The organism is Polyangium sp. 15x6 (assembly GCF_029960785.1).
Classification (GTDB): domain Bacteria; phylum Myxococcota_A; class Polyangia; order Polyangiales; family Polyangiaceae; genus Polyangium.
The window spans coordinates 1-17948 of record NZ_JASBQE010000163.1 but is presented as its reverse complement, the minus strand read 5'-3'; the positions used below and the strand labels follow the sequence as shown (position 1 = coordinate 17948).

Sequence of the window (17948 nt, the reverse complement as noted above, 5' to 3'; positions counted from 1 at the left end):
CGGCGGCGGCACGGGCGGCGCAGGTGGCCAGGGCGGCGCCGGCGGCGCAGGTGGTGCCGGTGGCCAGGGCGGCCAGGGCGGCGCCGGCGGCGCGGGTGGTGCCGGTGGCCAGGGCGGCGCCGGCGGGCAAGGCGGCAAGTAATCGAGGAATGCCCGTGAGCGCGGGGGGCGCGAGAAAGCGCCCCTCGCCGCTCGATTTCGCGTGCTTCATCTCGGATCGAAATAGATCCCCCGGAGCCACCGCGCGCCCGAGAAGGCCGTCCTTCCGTGGAGCATCCGGTGGTTGTCGTAGATCACGAAATCCCCGGGTTCGAGCCGCAGGCGAACCTGGTGCCGCGGATCCCGCACGATCTGTGCGAATCGCGTGTACGCCCTGTACCAGGCCTCCATCTCCGCGAACGATGCCTGGAAGGGGGCGAGCGTGAAATACGAATACCGCACGAGAAAGCCGCTCGGGCCCTCCATCGTGAGCAGCGGCGAATCCACGATCCGCTCGAACGATTTCTGCTTCCGGTGAAAGCGCACCGGGAGCGTCGTCAGCCGCTCGAAGGCCGGCGCGTCGATCGACGCGATGTACCGCGCGGCGGCGAGCGCGTCGCAAAGGAAGCTTTCTCCGCCCGCGTCCGCCGTCCGGATGCATTGCAGGAGCTGATAACGCGGCGGCACGTCGAGGAAGGGCTGATCGGTGTGGAGCTCGATCCCCGCGTCCGTATAACCGAGCTGATCGGTATTCTGGTTCGTCGTGTTGTCGGTGCGCAGGTCCTCCACGCGACCGAAATGCGTGCCGACGATGGCGAGGCCAGCGGCGGAAAACGCCTCGATGAGCGGCTCGGTATCTTCCTCGGGCGAGCGCCCCCACGCCGCGGACGAACCCCGCACCACGCAGAGCCCTTCGTGACGCAACCGGGCGAGGCAGGCATCCACGAGCGCGGCGACGTCCGGGAATCGACCAGCTTCGAGGGTCACCCGCGTGAGGTCTGCAGGCGGCGGCGGGACCTCGACGCGGCCGGGCGCATAGGCATGGGCGCGGAGCCATTCGAGGTCGTAGCTGCTTTGCCGACCGGAGGGCTCGTCCCAGGTGACGAGTACGCGGCGACGCTGCGCATCGAGCCGCACGTTTCGCGGGCGAATGCCGAGCGGGACCTCCGACGCATCCAGCGTGCGCTCGCCGGTCCGCGGGTGCCGGTCGACGTCGCACTGGTGGCGCAGCCAGAACCAGTGGAAATCGGCATGCGAGGGGCTCCCCCCGCCGAAATGGACACGAAGCCACCCCTCGTGGGGGACGAGCGAGGGGCCGGTGTCCGGTCCAGGGACGAGGTCAAGAGGAGCGGGTGACATGGCGGACACTCATCCACCATAGCGGACGTCGGTCACCTCGGGAAGAGGCATGGCGGGGGCCGCTCGCCCGCTCCTCGCCATCGAATGCGACGAGCTACGACAACCCGCCCCGCCTCCGCACGATCCAGTGCACCCCGACGAGCATCGCCGCCCCGAGCGTCCACGCCCAGGGCGGCAGGAGCGGCGAGACGCGCCTCTCCGCCGCGATCTGCGTCGCCGCCGGCAGCGGCAGGCTCCCGATCTGATCCACCGTCACGCTCTTGCCCCCGGTCGCCGCCGCGATGGCCGCGAGCCGCTCCGGATCGGGCCGCGTGTCCGCCCATTCGTCGCCGCCGCGCTCGCAGGCAAAGTCCCGACGGGTCGTCGGACCACGCTGCGCCGAGGTCGCGCCGTCCGAAGGCGCGCCCGCCTCGATCGGCACGATCTCCACCGTCGCCGAATAGCCGCCCGGCTGCAGCTTGCCCGCGTCGAGCGAGAGCGGCTCGCCCTTGCCGTCGAGCTTCGCCGACAGCGTGCGCGCCTCCTCGCCCGTGCCGAGCTTGCGGATCGTGATCTTCGCGTCGCCCTTCTGCCCGGGCAGCGGCCTGAGCGTGAGGGTCGTGTCCTCCCCGGCGATGCAGCCGTCCGCGAGCTCCACGACCGCGGGCTCGAAGCGCGGATCCCGCATGAGCCAGCCGAGCAGCGCATCCCAGAAGGCGCCGTGCGCGCGGCCCGCCGCGTTCGCCGCGAAGGCGCTGAAGAGAAGCCGGTGCGAGCCGTCGATGGCGAGCGCGATCGTGCGCCCGCTGCCGTGCTCGCCGAGCGCGAGGATCGGCATCGGCCCGCCCTTCGGCGTCCTGCGCGTCGGGTGCTCGAGCAGCACCGTCGCGCCCGGCCGCGCGTCGCCGACCACGTTCGCGCCCGGCATCTCGGGCCACTCCTCGCCGATGAGATCCCGGAGCGGTCCGAGCACCGGCGCAGCGCGGCCCGCCTCGGTCGTGCGAGGGACGAACGAGGCCACGTCCACGCCCTGCGCGTCCGGCCCACGATCGAGCTCGACGGGCAGGACCTCGGCGAGCGGCGTGCCCGCGTAATTCCCCGGGACGAACGCGTCCGGGCCGCCGACCATGATCAAGCCGCCGCCCTTGTCGACGTACCGCGCGAGCGATCGCAGGTGCTTCGCGAGGCCGTACGGCGCGGCGTTGAAGTCCTGGAGCACCACGGCGTCGAAGCTCGGCAGGTGCTCGCTGAAGAGCTCGTTGACCGGGAACGGGATGAGCGCGAGTTCCTCGGACGGCGCGACCACGTCGTCGGTCGGCGTGCGCAAGATGAAGAAGGCCACGACGTCGACCGACGCATCCGCCTTGAGCCACATGCGGAGCGCGCGCACGTCGTACGTCGGCCGCCCAGCCACGTGCAGCACACGCACGCGATCCCGCGCGACGTCGATCGTCAGGTACCGCGTGTCGTTGTCCGGCACCGCGTCGCCGTCCGGAGCGTCGATCGACACCTCGAGGATACGCGCGCCGGCGCGATCGAGCGTCACTTCGAGCTCGAGCGTCGCCGCTCCGTTCGAAGCGTTCGCCTTGCCCGACGCGAGTAGCGTCGGCTCGCCGCTCTCGCGCAGCTCGCGCAGCGACACCGGGATCTCGTCGCAGTCGAGCCCGCCCGCGCAGCCGATCTCGACCCGCAACGTGAGCGGCTGATGCGCGACCGCCGCGCCCGCCGCTCGCACCGCGCGCACGCTCGCGTCGCGTGGCGCCTCCGTGGCGAGCGAGACCGCGTGCACCGGCACCGTCAGCGTCCCGAGCGCGGCGCGGATCGCCTCGCCCGCCTGCGACTCACCGGGCCGATCGAACCTTCCATCCGAGAGCACCACGATCGCCGCGGGCCGCTCGTCCGCCGCGCGCGCGACCGACTCGATCGCGCCGGCGAGATCCGATCGTGGCATCGGCCGCGCCGCGAGCAGCGCCTGCCCGAGCCGACCTTCCGGCCCGCTCGGAGCTCCCTCGGCCGCCCCATTCGCGAGCGCGGCGGTGAGCGGCGTCGGCGCGCCTTTGCCGAACGCGAGCCCGTAGAGCCGCACCTCGGCGCCGTGCTTCGACAGCTCACCGAGCGCGCGCGCGGCCTCCTCCCTTCGCGTCTTTCCCGCGGGCCCCGGCAGATCGATCGAGCGCGACGCGTCGGCCAGCACGACCACGCGTGGCCCCACGAGGCTGCCCTTGCTCTGGATCGCCACCGGCCGCAGCACCGCGCAGAGCAGCCCGATCGAGGCGAGGGATCCCGTGGCGAACGCGAGGAGCCGCGAGCCCCGCGAGCGCTTGAGCTCGAGCGCGAGCAGCACGATGCCGACGAGCGTGAGCAGGGCGGCGAGGAGCTGGTAGGACGGCGCGAGATCCCCCGACGGCGCGAGGCTCGTCGTCATGGCGAGGGCTCCGCCGCGCGGCGCCGCATCAGGAAGGGCGCGTGCACCTGGTCGTCCTTGTAGTTCGAGCAGAGCACGAACATCGCGATGTTCACCGCGAGGCGCGCCGCCTGCTCGCGTTGCGGCTCGCCGTTCGGCACCACGACGAACGGGTGCGTCCCGTTCGCCGCGCGGGCGAGCGCGCCGAGCACGTCGTGCTTGGCGAAGATCACCTGCGGCACGCCGCCGCGCAAGATCGCTTCGAGCTTGGGTTCGCCCTCGACGCGGCCGACGGCGCGATGGAGCAGGTAGAACGAGCGGAAGAGCACGTTCTCCGTGCCGATCGGGATGGGCGCGCCGTCGGGCAAGACGCGGGCGAGCTCGCGCCGCGCGGCCTTACCGAACGCGCCCGACTCGGGCGCGAAGTCGTCGACGAACAGCACGCCGCCGAGCGCGAGGAAGCGCCGGATGCCGACCACCTCGCGCTCGGTCAGGGCCGGCACGGCGTCCTCGCCGCCCCAGATCGCGAAGGGCTCGGCGAGCAGCGCGGGCGCGTCGGCGCGCACCGTCGTGGGCGAAAGGCGCGCGGGCGCGCTCGTGCGTCGCGTCAGCTCCTCGGACCAGCGCGCGGGCCCGGTCGTCCGCGCGCCCTCCCATCGTGCCGTCCCCGTGAGCAGGATCCGCGGGTTGAACGCCCCTTCCTCTCCGAACGCCCGCGACGGCCGCGGCACGAGCGCGACGAGCAGGAGCGCCACGAGCACGAGGAGCGCCGAGCTCACACGCGCGCGCATCAATCGAAATCCTCCACGTGCCACACGCCCGCCTCGCGGCGCAGCTTCACCTCGTGGCCGCCCGGCACCTGCACCGTCGCGCGATCGCCCGAGACCTGGACCTCGAGGCCCTCCGGGTGCTCGAGCCCCTCGACGAGCGAGCGCAGATCGTTCTCGATCGCGCTCCGCGTGGACGGCGAGAGCACACGCAGAAGGCCCGCGTAGCTGCGCCGCGCGAGGACACGCCGAAGCTGTTCGAGCGCCTGCGCGGGCGTCTTCGCGCCTGCGGGGAGCGCGTCGGCCGCCGAGATCCGGAAGACGCCGCCTTCGAGCTCCAGCGTCGCGTCCTCGCCGTCGGCGTAGCGCATGCGGGCGTGAGCCTTGATCGTCACGCCGGGCGCGGCGAGGGACTTGGCCTGATCGGCGAGCTCGCTGCGCTCCTCGGCCACGATGCGGCGCACGTCCTCGCGGGACAGGCTCCGCTGGGCCTTGGCGCTCATCATGGCGTGGATCGCGTCGGCGTCGCCGCGGGCGGCGGCGTCGGCGTAGGCCTTCACGGCGTCCTTCGGGTCGGGCATGTCGGAGCCGCCGCACGCGGCGAGGGCGAAGGCGAGGCACGCGAAGGTCACGAACCGGGGCACGGGCGGAGCCTAGTACAAAACAGGCGACCCGGGGCCTCGACCTCGCGACGGACGATCTCGACCCCTCTTCTCCTTGCCATGGCTCGGGGCTCCGCTCGGCAAAGCCGAGCTTTGCCCCCAAACCCCCTGGTGACGGGAACCGGAGCGCTGTACACGTTGAAGCGGATCTCGCATGTCGGGCCGCCCTTTCATCCGCCTCGCGGACCTCACGGACCTCGACGGGTTCGCCGATCACATCGTCCGCCACTCGGCCGAGAGCGGACGCGAGGGCTCCTTGCATTTCGCGATCTCGCGTTCACCCGAGCGCGCGAGCGTCCGCGAGCATGCGCGGCAGCGCTGGGAGCGCGCGCTGGAGGAGTCGCTCTGGGGCCGGTGTTTCTTGCTCGTCGAGCCCGTGCGGGGCTGGGTCGTCGGGCACCTCGAGCTGCGCGGCGGGCGCTTCTCGGCGGAGATGCACCGGGCGATCCTCGGCATGGGCATCGAGCGGGGCTACACGCGCAAGGGCCACGGCCAGCAATTGATGGAGGCCGCGGTCGGATGGGCGAAGCGCACGGGCAAGATCGCCTGGATCGACCTCGGCGTCTTCGAGCACAACCTCCCGGCCCGGAGCCTCTACCAGCGGATGGGCTTCGTGGAGAACGGCAAGCGCAAGGACGCCTTCCGGATCGATTCGGGGATGCAGGTGACGGACATTTCGATGTCGCTCCGGATCGGCTGATACCGGATTCGACAACGAATTCGATGCCATGAATGCGTTGCGTCCAAGCGGTACACCTCCTTGCGCACCATCCAAGCGTACGAACATGTAATGGAACGTTCGTCGAACGTGGAACGAAAGTAGTACGTGTACCTACTTGACGGGGGTCTTCGCGTCGTGAACTACTCGATTCTATATGGGGGGAGAATCGCGGATTCTTTTGGTCGACGATGATCCGACGTTCGGCGCGGAAGCCGTGCGACGGCTCCGCGCCGCGGATCTCGACGCCACGTTTCATCGGGGGCCTCTCGGCACGCTCCAGGCGGTGAAGGCCACGCGTTGCGAGCTCGTCGTGATCGACGTCAACATGCCGAAGGTCGATGGGGGGCTTCTCGTGCGGATGATCCGGGACGCCTTCGGACTCGGTCGCACCCGCGTGATGCTCTGCTCCGACATGCGGCAAGACGTGCTCACGGCGCTCGCCAAGGCCCTGCAGGTGCCTTCCGTCGCGAAGAGCGCTGGCTTCGAAGTGCTCATCGAAAACGTGCGCGCGGCCCTCCGGGAGCCGCGCGTTCGTGGGCCCGACGCGGCCAGCGACGTGGCCCCCGCCTGCGACGGCGACACCTCGTGCGTCTCGTCCTCGGTTCGTCCTGTCACACCCGAGGCCGGGCGTCGTCGACCGACGCCGCGCCGCGTGCGTGCTCGTTGATTGCGTCCGCGCGGTCCTCGGAGCTCATTTCGTGGGCGCAAACCCTCGGATGAGCGTACGCCACGTCGAAAGCACGCGCCCGAGCCACGGCAGATCGAACACCGGCGAGACCACGGTGTACGTGGTCAATCGATCCAGGAAGAACCACGCGAGCGAGGCGCCGAATGCGGCTCGTAAGGCCTCGTCGTCGAGGCCCGGCGCGGCCATCTGCGCGTGCGCGCGCACGAGGGCAAACGCCTCTTCGGCGGTCGCGTCCGGGGAGAGCGTCCAGCATAGAAGCTCCGCGAGATCACGCGTCCCCGGCCCGAGCGCCGAGAGCTCCCAGTCGTAGAGGACGATCCCCGCGTCCGATCGTCCTCGTCGTAATGCGAGGTTCCGCGGATTGACGTCGTTGTGCAAGAGCGTCGCTGGCACCGCCGAGAGCGCCTCGGCCCAGCCGACGTCGTCGAGCAGGGGCGCCGCCGCGGCCGCGATCTCCGCGTCGATGCGTGTCCGCGCGTGCCCGAAGAGCGCCTCCCAGAGCGGCACGAGCTCCGCCGCGACCGTCCCGGCGGCCCGCGCCCAGGGCACCACGGACAGCGCCGCGGCAGGCCCTCGCAAGTCTGCATGCAATCGAGCGAGTCCCCGCACCGCGCGCCGCACCGCATCGAGCGACCAGGGCTCGGCGACGGCGTCGAGCGCTTCCACCTGGTCGCCTTCGCGCAATCGTTCGAGGACGAGCGGAGCGTCGATCGCTTCGTCGGGCGCGGAAAAACAGCGAGGCTGCACGCGCGCGAGCTCCGCATGGTCGAGGCCATACAGTGCACGTTCGCGAGTATGCGCAGATGCGACGTCGAGCCAATGGCCATGCGTCTCCAGCGCGGCGGCGAGCGTGGGGCTCGAAGCGCGCGCCACGCCCGTGCAAAGGGCACGAAGCTCGTCACCGCGTGCGGACGCTTTGAGCACGACGTCGAGCACGCGGCCGTCGTCGAGCATCAACGTCGCGGGGTAAACGCCGACGGGGCGATCACAGAAACCACAAGCGAGGCGGCTCAGAAGGCCGCTGCCCGTGATGGCCGGCATCACGCGGGCCGAGGTGACCTCGTGCGATACGCCGTCGACGACGACCCGCCGAGGGGCCTCGGGGAGCGCGCGGGACGCCGCGGTGGCGCGCGCGCCGCGCCGGGGCGGAGGCGGAAGCGCGGAGGCCGCTTGCCACGCGGCGACGCGATCATCGAGGAAGGCGGGATCGACGGGCTCGGTCCCGCGATAGGCAGGGGCGATCGAAATCACGGCGCGCCGTGTTCGCTCGTACGTTCGCAACGTGCCCGCACGAAAAAATGGCCAGAGCCCTCGCAATCGCCCCCGGCGATGCAGGCCCATTCCCTCGACGCGGGCGAGCCATGCGTCCCACGGAATCAACGCGACGTCGTACCCCGCGAGCGCCAGCCACGCGACCACCTCCCGGAGCGTGCGTGACTCGTCCCCCACGTGAACGAGCGCAGGCCCCGCATCGACGAGATCCGCGAGGATCCGGGCGAGGTGATCCCGTGGACAAACCGAAAACGGCAAATCGAGGTCCGGGGCCGCGCCCGCCTCGACGCACGCGCGGAGCAAAATGGCCACCACGTCGTCCACGCTCGCCTCGTCGTCCCTCCCGCCGAGCACGAGCGAAGGCCGCACGATCGTGGCCGAGAGCCCCTCCTCGTCTTCCCGCGCGCGGGCCACGAGGAGCTCGGCCACGGCCTTCGAGGACGCATATCCGAGCGGCAAACGCGGGAGCCGCGCGCGAAGGGCCGAGGGCGGTTCGTCGTCGTCGAGCACGACCCCCGGCGCAGCCGCGCCGTCGTGGCACACGATCTGCGACGAGACGTGCACGAGGCGCGCCCCCGCGGCGGCACAAAGGGCGATCACCTCGGCCGTCCCGCAGGCATTCGTGGGCGCGAGCGACGAATACGGCAAGACCCAGTTCACGGCCCCCGCCACGTGCACGACCACGTCGAGCTCTCGGGCGAGCGCACGATAACGCTCCTCCCCGAGCCCGAGGCGTGGCAGGGAAACGTCCCCGGCCAAACCCAGAGCGCCATCCGCGCCCCTCGCCAGCACGATCACCCGTTTGTCACGCCGCACGAGCTCGGCGACGACGGCGCGCCCGACGAACCCCGTGCCGCCGGTGACGAGAATCGTACCGCCGCCCGTTCGACGCGGCTTCGGCCGCGGCAGCGGACGCCCGAGGTCCTGGATCCAGGGCGCATCGAGCGCAGCCGTTCCCTCGACGAGCGCGCGCAGGGACGGCGCGCGGCCCCAGACATCGAGCGAAATCGTACGACCGAGCAGATCCCCGAGCGCGGCCGCGGCGTCGGCGGCCTTCAGCGAATCGAGCGGCAAACGCGCGGGCGGCTCGTCGACGTCGATTTCGGCGAGCGAGAGGCCCGTGACCCTCGCGAGCGTGAGATGCGCCGCGCAGAGCGGGCTCCCCTCCCCTGGCGAAACCTTCGGCGCAGGGGACGGACGAACGGGCATTTCAATCTCACCGGCGCGCACCATCGCCTCGGTCGCCCGTCGCTGGAGCTTGCCCGACGATGTCTTCGGCAACGTGTGTTTCGGGACGAGCGCGACATCCACGAAGATCCCATGCTCGAACGCCACGGCGCGATGCACGGCGGCCATCACCACGGCGCGGCCGGCATCGTCGACCCGATCGTCGACCTCGCAAACCACGACGGGCCGCGGCTCCCCTGCCCCCGCGACGTCCTCGAGCAACACGGCGCAGACGCATCCCCGTCGGATCGCCGGATGTGCGCCCTCGGCCGTACGCTCGACGTCGTGCGCGTGATGGTTTTCGCCGCGGACGATGAGCACGTCCTTTTGTCGACCTACGAGGAATAGTTTGTCCGCGCGTCGATATCCGAGATCCCCCGTCCGCAAAAAGGTCTCCTCCGACCCTGCGATCGTCGCGCCAAACACCACACGCGTCGCCTCTTCGTCGCCCCAGTACCCATCGGCGACACTCCCGCTCCGGAGCCAGATCTCCCCGATACGCCCGTCCGGGAGCGGCCGCCGCGTCTCCGGATCCACCACCCGCACCGTGACGAGCGGCGGGATTTCTCCCACGCAGACGACGTCGATCGCGCGCTCGCCGCTCGCCTCCTCGGCCTCGCCGCGCGCGAGGGCGGCGGCCGAGAGTCGCTCCACGGTGAACGGCGCGTGCGTGCGGCACGAAGCGAGCACGGTATGCTCGGCGAGTCCATAGCAGGGAAACCACGCTGCCGCAGAGAAGCGCGACGGCGCGAACGCGTCGGCGAACGCCGCGAGCGTGCTCGCGCGAATGGGCTCGGCGCCGCAATAGGCCTGAGCCCAGCAGGAGAGATCGAGCTTCTCGCGCGCGGCCGGGTCGATTTTCCGCACGCAAAGATCGTAGGCAAAGTTTGGCCCGCCGCTCCGCATCGCCCCGAAGCGCTCGATGGCACGAAGCCATCGCAGCGGTCGTTCCAGAAAAACCCAGGGCGGCATCAACCAAGCCGGCCAGCCGCCATCGAGCGGGAGCAAGATCCCCTCGATGAGCCCCATGTCGTGAAATTGAGGCAACCAGCTCACCGAGGCGCGCGGAATCATGGGCGCGACGCCGTGAATGACGTGCAGGTTGTGCGAGAGGTTGCTCCGGAGAACACGCACGCCCTTCGGCGCGGCCGTCGATCCCGACGTGTATTGCAAAAACGCGAGGCCATCCTCGCGCGGATCCTCGACGCGGCGGCCCACGCGTGGGACCTCGGTCACGTCGATCCAGGGCAGACACGCGAGCGCGGGCACGGCCTCGTCGAGGATCGGTCGATAAGGCAAAAGCACGGACGTCGTGAGCACGCCCGCGGGCCCTGCATTCGCGACGAGATGGCCGAGCCGCGCGAGGCTGCGCGCCGGCTTGTGCGGATCGGGCGGAATCGCCGGCACCGCGACCCTCCCCGCGCGAAGGCAAGCGAGGAAAGCGACCACGAAATCGAGCCCCGGCGGGAAGAGCAGGAGCACCCGCGCGCCCTCGGGAAAACCCTCGACCAGCGCGGCGGCCACGTCGTCGACGCGCGCATCGAGCTCGCCCACGGAGAGCGAGGCCGAGACCGCCTCGCCGTCGTCGAGGAATCCGAGCGCGAGTTCGTCCCCCCGCGTCTCGGCGCGCCTTCGCAATTTCAGGGGCAGGAACGTGAGCTCGCCGGTCACGCCGCTGCTCGCTGGTTTGGCGCGGCAAGCTCGGCCTCGAAGGCCTGGAAGACGCCGCGCACGTGGTCGGCGTGCTCGCGGGCGGTCTCGGGCCGCCAGCCGCTCGTGTCGATCTCTGGCAAGACGTGCACGATCACCTTCGTCCGCGTCATGACCCAGCTCTTTCCGGGATTCTCGGCCCGTGGAATCTCGAGATACAGCGGCACCATCGGCGCCCCGAGCGCCGCCGCCAGGTGAAACGCGCCCTTGTTGAAAGGCCCGACGCCGCCCGAGACCACGCGTGTCCCTTCCGGGCTCAAATACACGGCATCGCCCGTCTTTCGGAGCACCTCGCACGCGGCCGCGAAGAGCTTGCGGCGTTTTTCCGTGTACGTCTGCGGCACCGTGAAAAACGTGCCGACGCACACGGCCACGAGCGCGCCCGGCGGAAACACCCACGCGCCGCGCTTCATGAAGAATCGCGCGCGCGGCAAGCGCAGCGAGAGGAGCACGAAAAGGTCGATCGACGAGGTATGGTTCGAGACGTACACGACGCGGCGCTCCGGGAGCGGAACCACGGGAGCGCGCAGCTCGACGGAGACGCCGGAGAGGCGAAGCACGACGGAAGCGGCCCAGGCCCCGAGCCCTTCCGCCGCGGCGCGCCGGCCGAGGAGGAGGCGCACGAGGACGAAGATCGGCGAGAGCGCCGTGACGAAGAGAATGGTCAAAAGGAGGGCGACGAGGCCCCGAATGCGCTTCAGGCTCACGGCGAAGCCCCCGACGCCGGCCGTTCGAGGACGATCGTCTGCATGGCCAGGTTGAGCTGTTTTTCGAAGAGCAAGACCGGCGAGAGCGCGAGTTGTCCCGCGAAATATGGGCCGATCGCCTTGCCCACGTCGAGCCCCTTGCCGCGCAGCACGTGGAACGCCGTGCCCGCGAAGAGATAAAAATAGGCCGGGAAGGCGCCCCAGGGCACGTGGTCGACGATCGAGAGGCCGCTCTTCTCGCACATCGCCCGGAGCGTTTGCCAGTCGAAGAGCACCGTGTGTTGCGGCGCCTGGAGCCCCGGCCAGCGATCCTTGAAGAGCCGGAAGCTCACCGAATCGAGGCGCGGCACCTCGATCACGACACGTCCCCCGGGCGCGAGCAGGCTCCGCGCGCGCCTGAGCGTCTCGAGCGGCTCGTAATCGTGCTCCAGGAAATGCCACATCGTGATCAGATCGAAGCGCGCGTCGCCGAAGTCGATGTCGGAGAAGACGCCGAGACGAAAATCGACACCTTCGAGCAGGGGGTTTCCACGGAGATCCTTGAAATCGACCCCGGTCACGACGGCGCCGTGCTTCTTGCGGAGCATCTGCAGGAAGCTCCCCACCGCGCAGCCGATGTCGAGCACACGCATGCCGCGCCGGAGGGAGGCGTACCGACCGCAAAGCTCGACCTTGCGGCGATCGTGCCCGTTCATGCCCCATTCATAAAGAGGCGTGAACACGCCCCAATCTTTCTTTTTGCGGTGGGCGATGTACTCGGAGTCGTAATACGCGCCGATGTCGTCCTGGAGGATGCGCGGCCGCTGATAGGAGAGGTCACACGAGCGGCAGCGTACGAAGCGGAACCGGCCGGGTTTGCCGGTGAGATCGTCCTCCGCTTCGATCAGGAAATCAGCGTCGCGCCCGCCACAACCTGGGCAGGCATTGTCTTCCATGCGGGGCTTCGTCTCCGGGATCGTGGCCTCGATCGTCATCGTCGTGTCCTTCAGCGAAAAACGGGGTCGTGAAGCAGCCAGAGCGCAGCTCCTGCGCCAAGACAAACCAGGTCGACGAGGACCAGCGCGGGCGCGAGAGGTCCCCGGCGCGCGTCGGCGTCGTGCAGGAGCTCGTATGCGCCGACCACGCCGTACAGCGTGATCGCGCGGCCGAGCGCCACGAAACGGGGCGTCTCGGGGAGGGCGAGGCCGAGCACGAGGGCAGGCACCTTGAGCAGGATCACGTGGGCGCAGAGCCCCCGCAGATCGGGCCACGCCAAGCGCACCTCGTAGGCGCCGTACGCGGCGACGACGGCGCCCGCGAACGGCGCGAGCGTGTCGCTCGCGTGGGCCATCGGAATCGCCGTGAGCAGGAGCCCGATGACCGCGGCCCCATAAGCCTCCCTCGTGGAAAGAACACGGCAAAGAACGCGCGTGGGGTGGTGGCGGCGATCGTGGTCGAGGTCCTCGACGTCATCCCACAAGCGAAATGCGACGACGCCGAGGAGTGCCATCGGCGCTCGGAGGAACCATCGATCGAGCCCCCCAGCGACCGTGATCAACAGCGCCAGCGGCACCAGCAGGTACCACGACGCGAAGACACGCTCGCGGAGCCATGCCCAGTGCCACATCGTCTCGTCGATCCGCGCGTCATCAGGGGAATCGGACATGACCTGTGTCTCCATCGACGACGATGTCGCGCCCATGGGAGATCCGCGTGGTGGCCTCGGGGACGCCGACGACCGAAGGAATGCCGAGCTCCCGCGCGAGGATCGAGCCATGCGAGAGCATGCCGCCGCGCTCGAGGACGAGGCCTTTCACCAGGAAAAACAGCGGTGCCCAGCCGGGATCCGTTTGCCGCGCCACGAGCACGTCGCCGGGCGCGAGCCTCGCCGCATCCGCGAGGCCTCCGAGCACCGCGGCGCGCCCCGAGACGCGGCCTCCGCTCGCCGGAATCCCGCACAGAACGCCGTCGTCGGTCGAGGGATCGAGCGCGGGTGCGGCAAACGTTTCGAGCGCGGAAGGCGCGACGAACGTGCCCGCGGCGAGGGTGAAGACGTCGGGCAGATCGAGCGCGGAGAGCGCGGCATGTTCATCGCGGCGCGTCGCGACGAGTGCACGCACATCGCTCGGGGAACCCCGGCCCGCCGCGAGATCCGTGAGCTCGTCGAACCGAAAGAAAAACACATCGTCGATGGCGTCCGTGGTGCCTGCCGCGACGAGCCGCCTGCCGAGGGCGAGCGCGACGCCGCGCAGGCGCGTGTACAGCAAGGCCTGCCGGAATCGCGCGCGCTCACGAAGCTGGACGGAGGTCTGCGTCGCGAGCACGAGCGCGTCGAAGAGCGGTCGCAAGGCGCGACGAGGTCCCGCGAGCCGCGCCCGGAGCCGCGCCGTCTCGCGCTCCCGCTCGGCCCGCTGGCGCTCGAAGGCACGCGCGGGGCTCTCGATGCTTGGATCTCCAACGGCTTCCACGTACCGCGACAGCAGCGGCAAGAGGCGATCGGGCTCCTCCGCGAGGGAAGGCTCGGTGAGCAAGAGCTCGCCCGATCCACGAAAACCGAACCGATCGAGCCATTCATCGACACGCGCGCCGAGCTCCGGACCGAGCGCGTCGCGGAACACGGCGAACCTTCCGCCACACGTTGCGAGCGCCTCCCGCGCAGGTGCATCCGCGCGAACCACGACCGCGAGCTCCCAGAGCGCGCGAAGCGACCACGCGCCGGCGACGTCGAGCCCCTTCAGAAGCGCATGATGCCGCGCCGCAGGATCGTCCACGCCATGCCCGCTCGCGCTCGCGTCGTCGCGATCGATCACGCGAAGCAGCGCTTGCAGCGCCCGGTACGTGACGGCGGCCGCGCAATCGGCGAGCGATGCGTCGACCCAGCGCCCGAGACGCACGTCGAGGATCGCTTCGAGCCCTTCGGCGAGCGCGCGCTCGGGCATCGCCCCGACCTCGCGCGAATGGAAACGCGACGCGACGTCGTCGACCGCGCGCTCGAAGCGGGCCACGCGCGCGGGCAGATCACGATACGCGCGCGCCACGTGCAGGATCACGCGGCCGAGGGCCGTGATCTCGTCGGTCACGCGCCGGCCTTCGGGCGACGAGGCGCCCGCGCCGACGAAGACGTCGAAGCTGTCCACGAGCCAGTCGCCGAACGGCATGAGCCGGAGGACCGCGTGGATGTGCGAGAGGTTGTAGTAGAGCCGCGCGCCGTGCGCGTCGACGATGTCCCGGAACGCCTCGTCGTGGGCCGCGATGCGCGCGTCCTCGATCCCGAACTCGCGCGCCAGGTTGCGGAAATACGCGTCGTATCCCGCGCGGGCGAACGAGACGAGCAGCGGCGTCACCGGCGCCGGAAAGTTCTCGCTGATGTTCGCGTTCGACCAGAGGAACGTGCGCCGACCCGTGACGGGCCGCGCCTGCACGATCCAGAGCGCGCCCTCGGGATCGATGGTCCATTCGACGTCGAGCGAGAGGCCCCTTCGCCGTTCGAGCGTGGTCGCGTGTTTCACGAGCTCACGCGCGGCCTCGTTCGTCAGAGGAAACGGGCTCCCGTCCTCCGGCGAACGCTCGACGTGCGCGACGCGTCGCGCGCTCTCCGAAGCGCGGCGATCGAGGCGGAAAGCGCCCGGCGTGATCGCGCCGTCGACGAGCGCTTGCCCGTGCCCGCGGCACCATTCGCCGCGCAACATGACGCCGTCGGTGAAAAGAACGCCGGCCGCCACGCTGGGAACGAGCCGCTGCACGACGACGGCGACGCCCTGCAAACGCACCTTCCGGGCCTCCTCGTAGGCACGTACGCGAGGCGCCGCGCGCGAGGCCACCGAGCGCCGTACGGCCGCGACGAGCGCCGCGGGATCCGCGCCGTCGACCGGAAAGATCGATTCGAGCAGCCCCGCGAACGCCGCGGTCGTCCCGTCCTCTCCGACGGCCGAGCTCCGCACGATGAGCGGCCCGCCGCCGAGCCTCCGGCGCGCCTCGTCGAGCGCCTCCACGCAGCGCGCCGGCACGGGTCTGCCCTCGTCCGTCAGCGCCGCGGAAAACGCCGTCGTCAGGATCACGCCTTCGGGCACGGGCGCCCCCACGGCGCGGAGCTCCTGCAGCGATCGCCCCTTCCCACCGACGAGCGCGACGTCGTCGACGGCGTCGAGCCCCCGCACGAACGGCGGCCTCCACCGCATCCCCTCGATCCCCCCGCGCCCCCTCATCCTGCCCTCTTCTTCACGCCCAGCACCCACAAAAGAACGCTGAAAAGTCCGTGGATCGGCGGCCCGATCAGGAGGCAGTAGAGCGCCATCCTCCACGATGGTTCGACCACCAACGATGCGCCGACGAGCGCGCCCACGACCGAGTCGAGCCGATCCGCCACGGCCGAGATCACGCGGCCCACGCGATGCTTTGGCGGCGCGCCCGGCTCGACGTCGAGCTGGCGTTTGACGAACGAGTTCGGCAGCTCCCCGAGCATCAACCCGAGCGCCGAGACCGCGCCGAGCAGGAAGAGCCCGGGCAACGAGAGAGGCCACACGGCGAGGCCGAGGCGCAAAGCCGCGGTCCCGAGGCCCGCCATGGCGAGCGCGGTCGCGGGCACGATGACCACGAAGCCACGCGTGGTCTTGTTGTCGCCGAAGATGCGTCGCCCCCGGAAGGTGCGGCCGCCGTCGAGCGGACGCGTGAAACGCTTCGAGAGCGGGTGCGCGAACCACGCGGACTGGGCAGCGCCGCCGAGGACGAAGCTGCCGACGAGGAGCCCGGCACAAGCGAGCGGAGAGAGCGCCACGGGTTCCACGGGTCTAGATCGAGAGGCCGGAGGTGCTCCGGTTCTTGAAGAGAAAGACCTCGGCCGGAACGGCCTTGGCCGCGCGAATCCAGGCCCACGCGGGCGCCTCGTTCGGCGGCGTCCACGGGATGTTCCGAAGGCGCGGTCCCGGCACGAAAGGAAAGACGTGGTGCAGTTCGTGCGCGTCGAATCCCGTCAGCACGAACGTCGAGAGGAACCACGAAAACCGCAGCGAACGTGTATACGGCGCCTGCTCGGGCGCGGGAATCGGCGCGACGTCGGCGCCGTGGGAGAGCTCGAGCGGGATGTGCGTGTGCTGGCTCAACATGATGACATCCATCCACGCGAACCCGAGAAAGAGGCCGAGCCCGAAGAGCCGTAGCATCGTCGCAGGTCCAACGAACACGAAGGCCGCGGCATACAGCGCGAGCAAGGCGATCGCATTGACGACGAAGGCGCGGCGGGCGCGTGCATCGGGGAAGAGGCGGAAGAGGCGCGGCAGGTGCCAGAAGCTCTGCGCCCGGTAGAGGAACGAAAACAGCGGGATCCAGGCGCGCCAGGCGATATTGATGGCGGCGCGCTCGAAGGCGCCGAGCGGGCGCGGGACGAGCGAGGAGGTCGTGGGATCCTTGTCCTGGAAGCCGGTCCATTTGTGGTGCATGCGATGGATGGCTTTCCAGCTCGCATACGGGAGGACCGAGATCACCGAGGCGAGGTGGCCCGCGAGGGTATTCAGGCCCCGCGTCGCGAAGAGCGTGTGGTGCCCGGCCTCGTGCAGCAGGGAAAACCATTTCACGAAGGAGACGGCGAACACGATCTGTCCGCCGAACCACGCGGCCCACGACGAACGCGAGGAGAGCCAGATCCCCGAGGCCGTGAGAACCACCGCGACGAGCGTATGCAGGACGCCCTCGGCGTCCCGCGGCCGGAGGATCGTCACGGCGGCGTCGCGCGGAGACGGGGGGCGGGCGGAAGGATCGCTTCGGGGAGCCATACCGGCAGCATTCTCAGAACTGGCCGACGAGCGACAAACCCTTTTTCTCGCCGTCGATCATCGGCACGACCCCGAACGAATGGATCAGGCCCGCGCTCTTGTCCTTCGATTTCGGAGCCTCATCGTAGCTCAGCACGACCGTATCGACGATCGGCCAGCCCACGATCGTGATGAGCCCCGCCGCAATGAGCATCTCGGTCGATCCGCTCTCGAAGGCGAGCGCCATGCCCGCGAGCGGCAGGGTCGCGTTGAGCCCGAGGCTCAGGAAACCACGCCCCACGTTCCCGTGCGCCCAGTGCACGATCGGCGAGGTCAAGCAATGCCCGAGGGCGCCGGCGACCATGAGAAACTCGAGGTCGTTGTCGAAGGTGCCGAACGCGAAGAGCGCGTGCGAGGGAATGACCCCGATCAGCGATTGCCAGCCGTACCACGTCCGATCGGGCGTCTCCTTCGTCGGCCGATCCTCTTCGAGCCTCCAGCCGGGATAAAGCCCATATGCCGGCGGAGGCGAGCGCCACATCCACGGAGGAGGCGCCGCGCCCGGAGGCGCAGGCGGCGGCGCAGCGAGAGGTGGAGGCGCGAAAACGGAATCGGGCGCAGGCGCAGGCGCGGCGGGGGGCGCGGCAGCGGGCGCGGGCGCGGCATCGGGGGCAGCAGCCGGCGCGGCCGGGGGCGCCGGCGGGGGGCTCGGCAAGGGCGGAGGCGCCGCGAGCGCTGCAGAGGCGG

General features: G+C 70.4%; 14 protein-coding genes and 1 pseudogene. 2 read left to right on the top strand and 13 right to left on the bottom strand.

The genetic code is table 11. The annotated features are described in order from the left end of the window. The 5 genes from QHF83_RS50675 to QHF83_RS50655 all read right to left on the bottom strand — a co-directional run. The coding region (locus tag QHF83_RS50675) for a hypothetical protein (protein WP_282425393.1) at positions 1–211 on the bottom strand (211 nt) is incomplete at its 3' end. Beyond that, positions 208–1338: a TauD/TfdA family dioxygenase gene (locus QHF83_RS50670; protein WP_282425392.1), complete on the bottom strand. Its 1131-nt coding sequence runs from the start codon at positions 1336–1338 to the stop codon at positions 208–210. The genes QHF83_RS50675 and QHF83_RS50670, both read right to left, overlap by 4 nt. A gap of 94 nt (positions 1339–1432) precedes the next feature. Further along, positions 1433–3742, bottom strand: a complete 2310-nt coding sequence (locus QHF83_RS50665; RefSeq protein ID WP_282425391.1) for a glutamine amidotransferase — start codon at positions 3740–3742, stop codon at positions 1433–1435. Next, positions 3739–4512, bottom strand: coding sequence for a DUF4159 domain-containing protein (locus QHF83_RS50660; RefSeq protein WP_282425390.1), 774 nt, complete (start codon positions 4510–4512; stop codon positions 3739–3741). Before QHF83_RS50660 ends, QHF83_RS50665 begins: the two co-directional genes overlap by 4 nt. Continuing rightward, positions 4512–5132 carry a hypothetical protein gene (locus QHF83_RS50655; RefSeq protein ID WP_282425389.1) on the bottom strand — a complete coding sequence of 207 codons (621 nt, stop codon included), beginning with the start codon at positions 5130–5132 and terminating at the stop codon, positions 4512–4514. Before QHF83_RS50655 ends, QHF83_RS50660 begins: the two co-directional genes overlap by 1 nt. Before the next feature lie 172 nt (positions 5133–5304). On the opposite strand from QHF83_RS50655, the gene QHF83_RS50650 reads away from it, so the two are divergent. Both QHF83_RS50650 and QHF83_RS50645 read left to right on the top strand, forming a co-directional pair. Continuing rightward, positions 5305–5850, top strand: coding sequence for a GNAT family N-acetyltransferase (locus tag QHF83_RS50650; RefSeq protein WP_282425388.1), 546 nt, complete (start codon positions 5305–5307; stop codon positions 5848–5850). A 175-nt stretch (positions 5851–6025) separates the two neighbouring features. Continuing rightward, positions 6026–6538, top strand: a complete 513-nt coding sequence (locus QHF83_RS50645) for a response regulator (protein ID WP_282425387.1) — start codon at positions 6026–6028, stop codon at positions 6536–6538. A 24-nt stretch (positions 6539–6562) separates the two neighbouring features. Here the strand turns inward: QHF83_RS50645 and QHF83_RS50640 are convergent, their stop codons facing one another. The 8 genes and pseudogenes from QHF83_RS50640 to QHF83_RS50605 form a co-directional block, all read right to left on the bottom strand. Further along, positions 6563–10729 carry an AMP-binding protein gene (locus QHF83_RS50640; protein ID WP_282425386.1) on the bottom strand — a complete coding sequence of 1389 codons (4167 nt, stop codon included), beginning with the start codon at positions 10727–10729 and terminating at the stop codon, positions 6563–6565. After that, on the bottom strand, positions 10726–11475 hold the full coding sequence (locus QHF83_RS50635) for a lysophospholipid acyltransferase family protein (protein WP_282425385.1): 750 nt from the start codon (positions 11473–11475) through the stop codon (positions 10726–10728). The genes QHF83_RS50640 and QHF83_RS50635 overlap by 4 nt, the downstream gene beginning before the upstream one ends. Continuing rightward, positions 11472–12449 carry a class I SAM-dependent methyltransferase gene (locus tag QHF83_RS50630; protein WP_282425384.1) on the bottom strand — a complete coding sequence of 326 codons (978 nt, stop codon included), beginning with the start codon at positions 12447–12449 and terminating at the stop codon, positions 11472–11474. Before QHF83_RS50630 ends, QHF83_RS50635 begins: the two co-directional genes overlap by 4 nt. 11 nt (positions 12450–12460) lie before the next feature. Next, positions 12461–13120 carry a hypothetical protein gene (locus QHF83_RS50625; protein WP_282425383.1) on the bottom strand — a complete coding sequence of 220 codons (660 nt, stop codon included), beginning with the start codon at positions 13118–13120 and terminating at the stop codon, positions 12461–12463. Then, a complete protein-coding gene (locus QHF83_RS50620; protein WP_282425382.1) occupies positions 13104–15659 on the bottom strand; it encodes a PEP/pyruvate-binding domain-containing protein in 2556 nt (851 codons plus the stop codon). The genes QHF83_RS50625 and QHF83_RS50620 overlap by 17 nt, the downstream gene beginning before the upstream one ends. Further along, on the bottom strand, positions 15656–16228 hold the full coding sequence (locus QHF83_RS50615) for a CDP-archaeol synthase (RefSeq protein WP_282425381.1): 573 nt from the start codon (positions 16226–16228) through the stop codon (positions 15656–15658). Before QHF83_RS50615 ends, QHF83_RS50620 begins: the two co-directional genes overlap by 4 nt. 13 nt (positions 16229–16241) lie before the next feature. After that, positions 16242–17222: a fatty acid desaturase gene (locus QHF83_RS50610; protein WP_282425380.1), complete on the bottom strand. Its 981-nt coding sequence runs from the start codon at positions 17220–17222 to the stop codon at positions 16242–16244. A 13-nt stretch (positions 17223–17235) separates the two neighbouring features. Beyond that, positions 17236–17948, bottom strand: a pseudogene (locus tag QHF83_RS50605) (hypothetical protein); the annotation flags it as partial.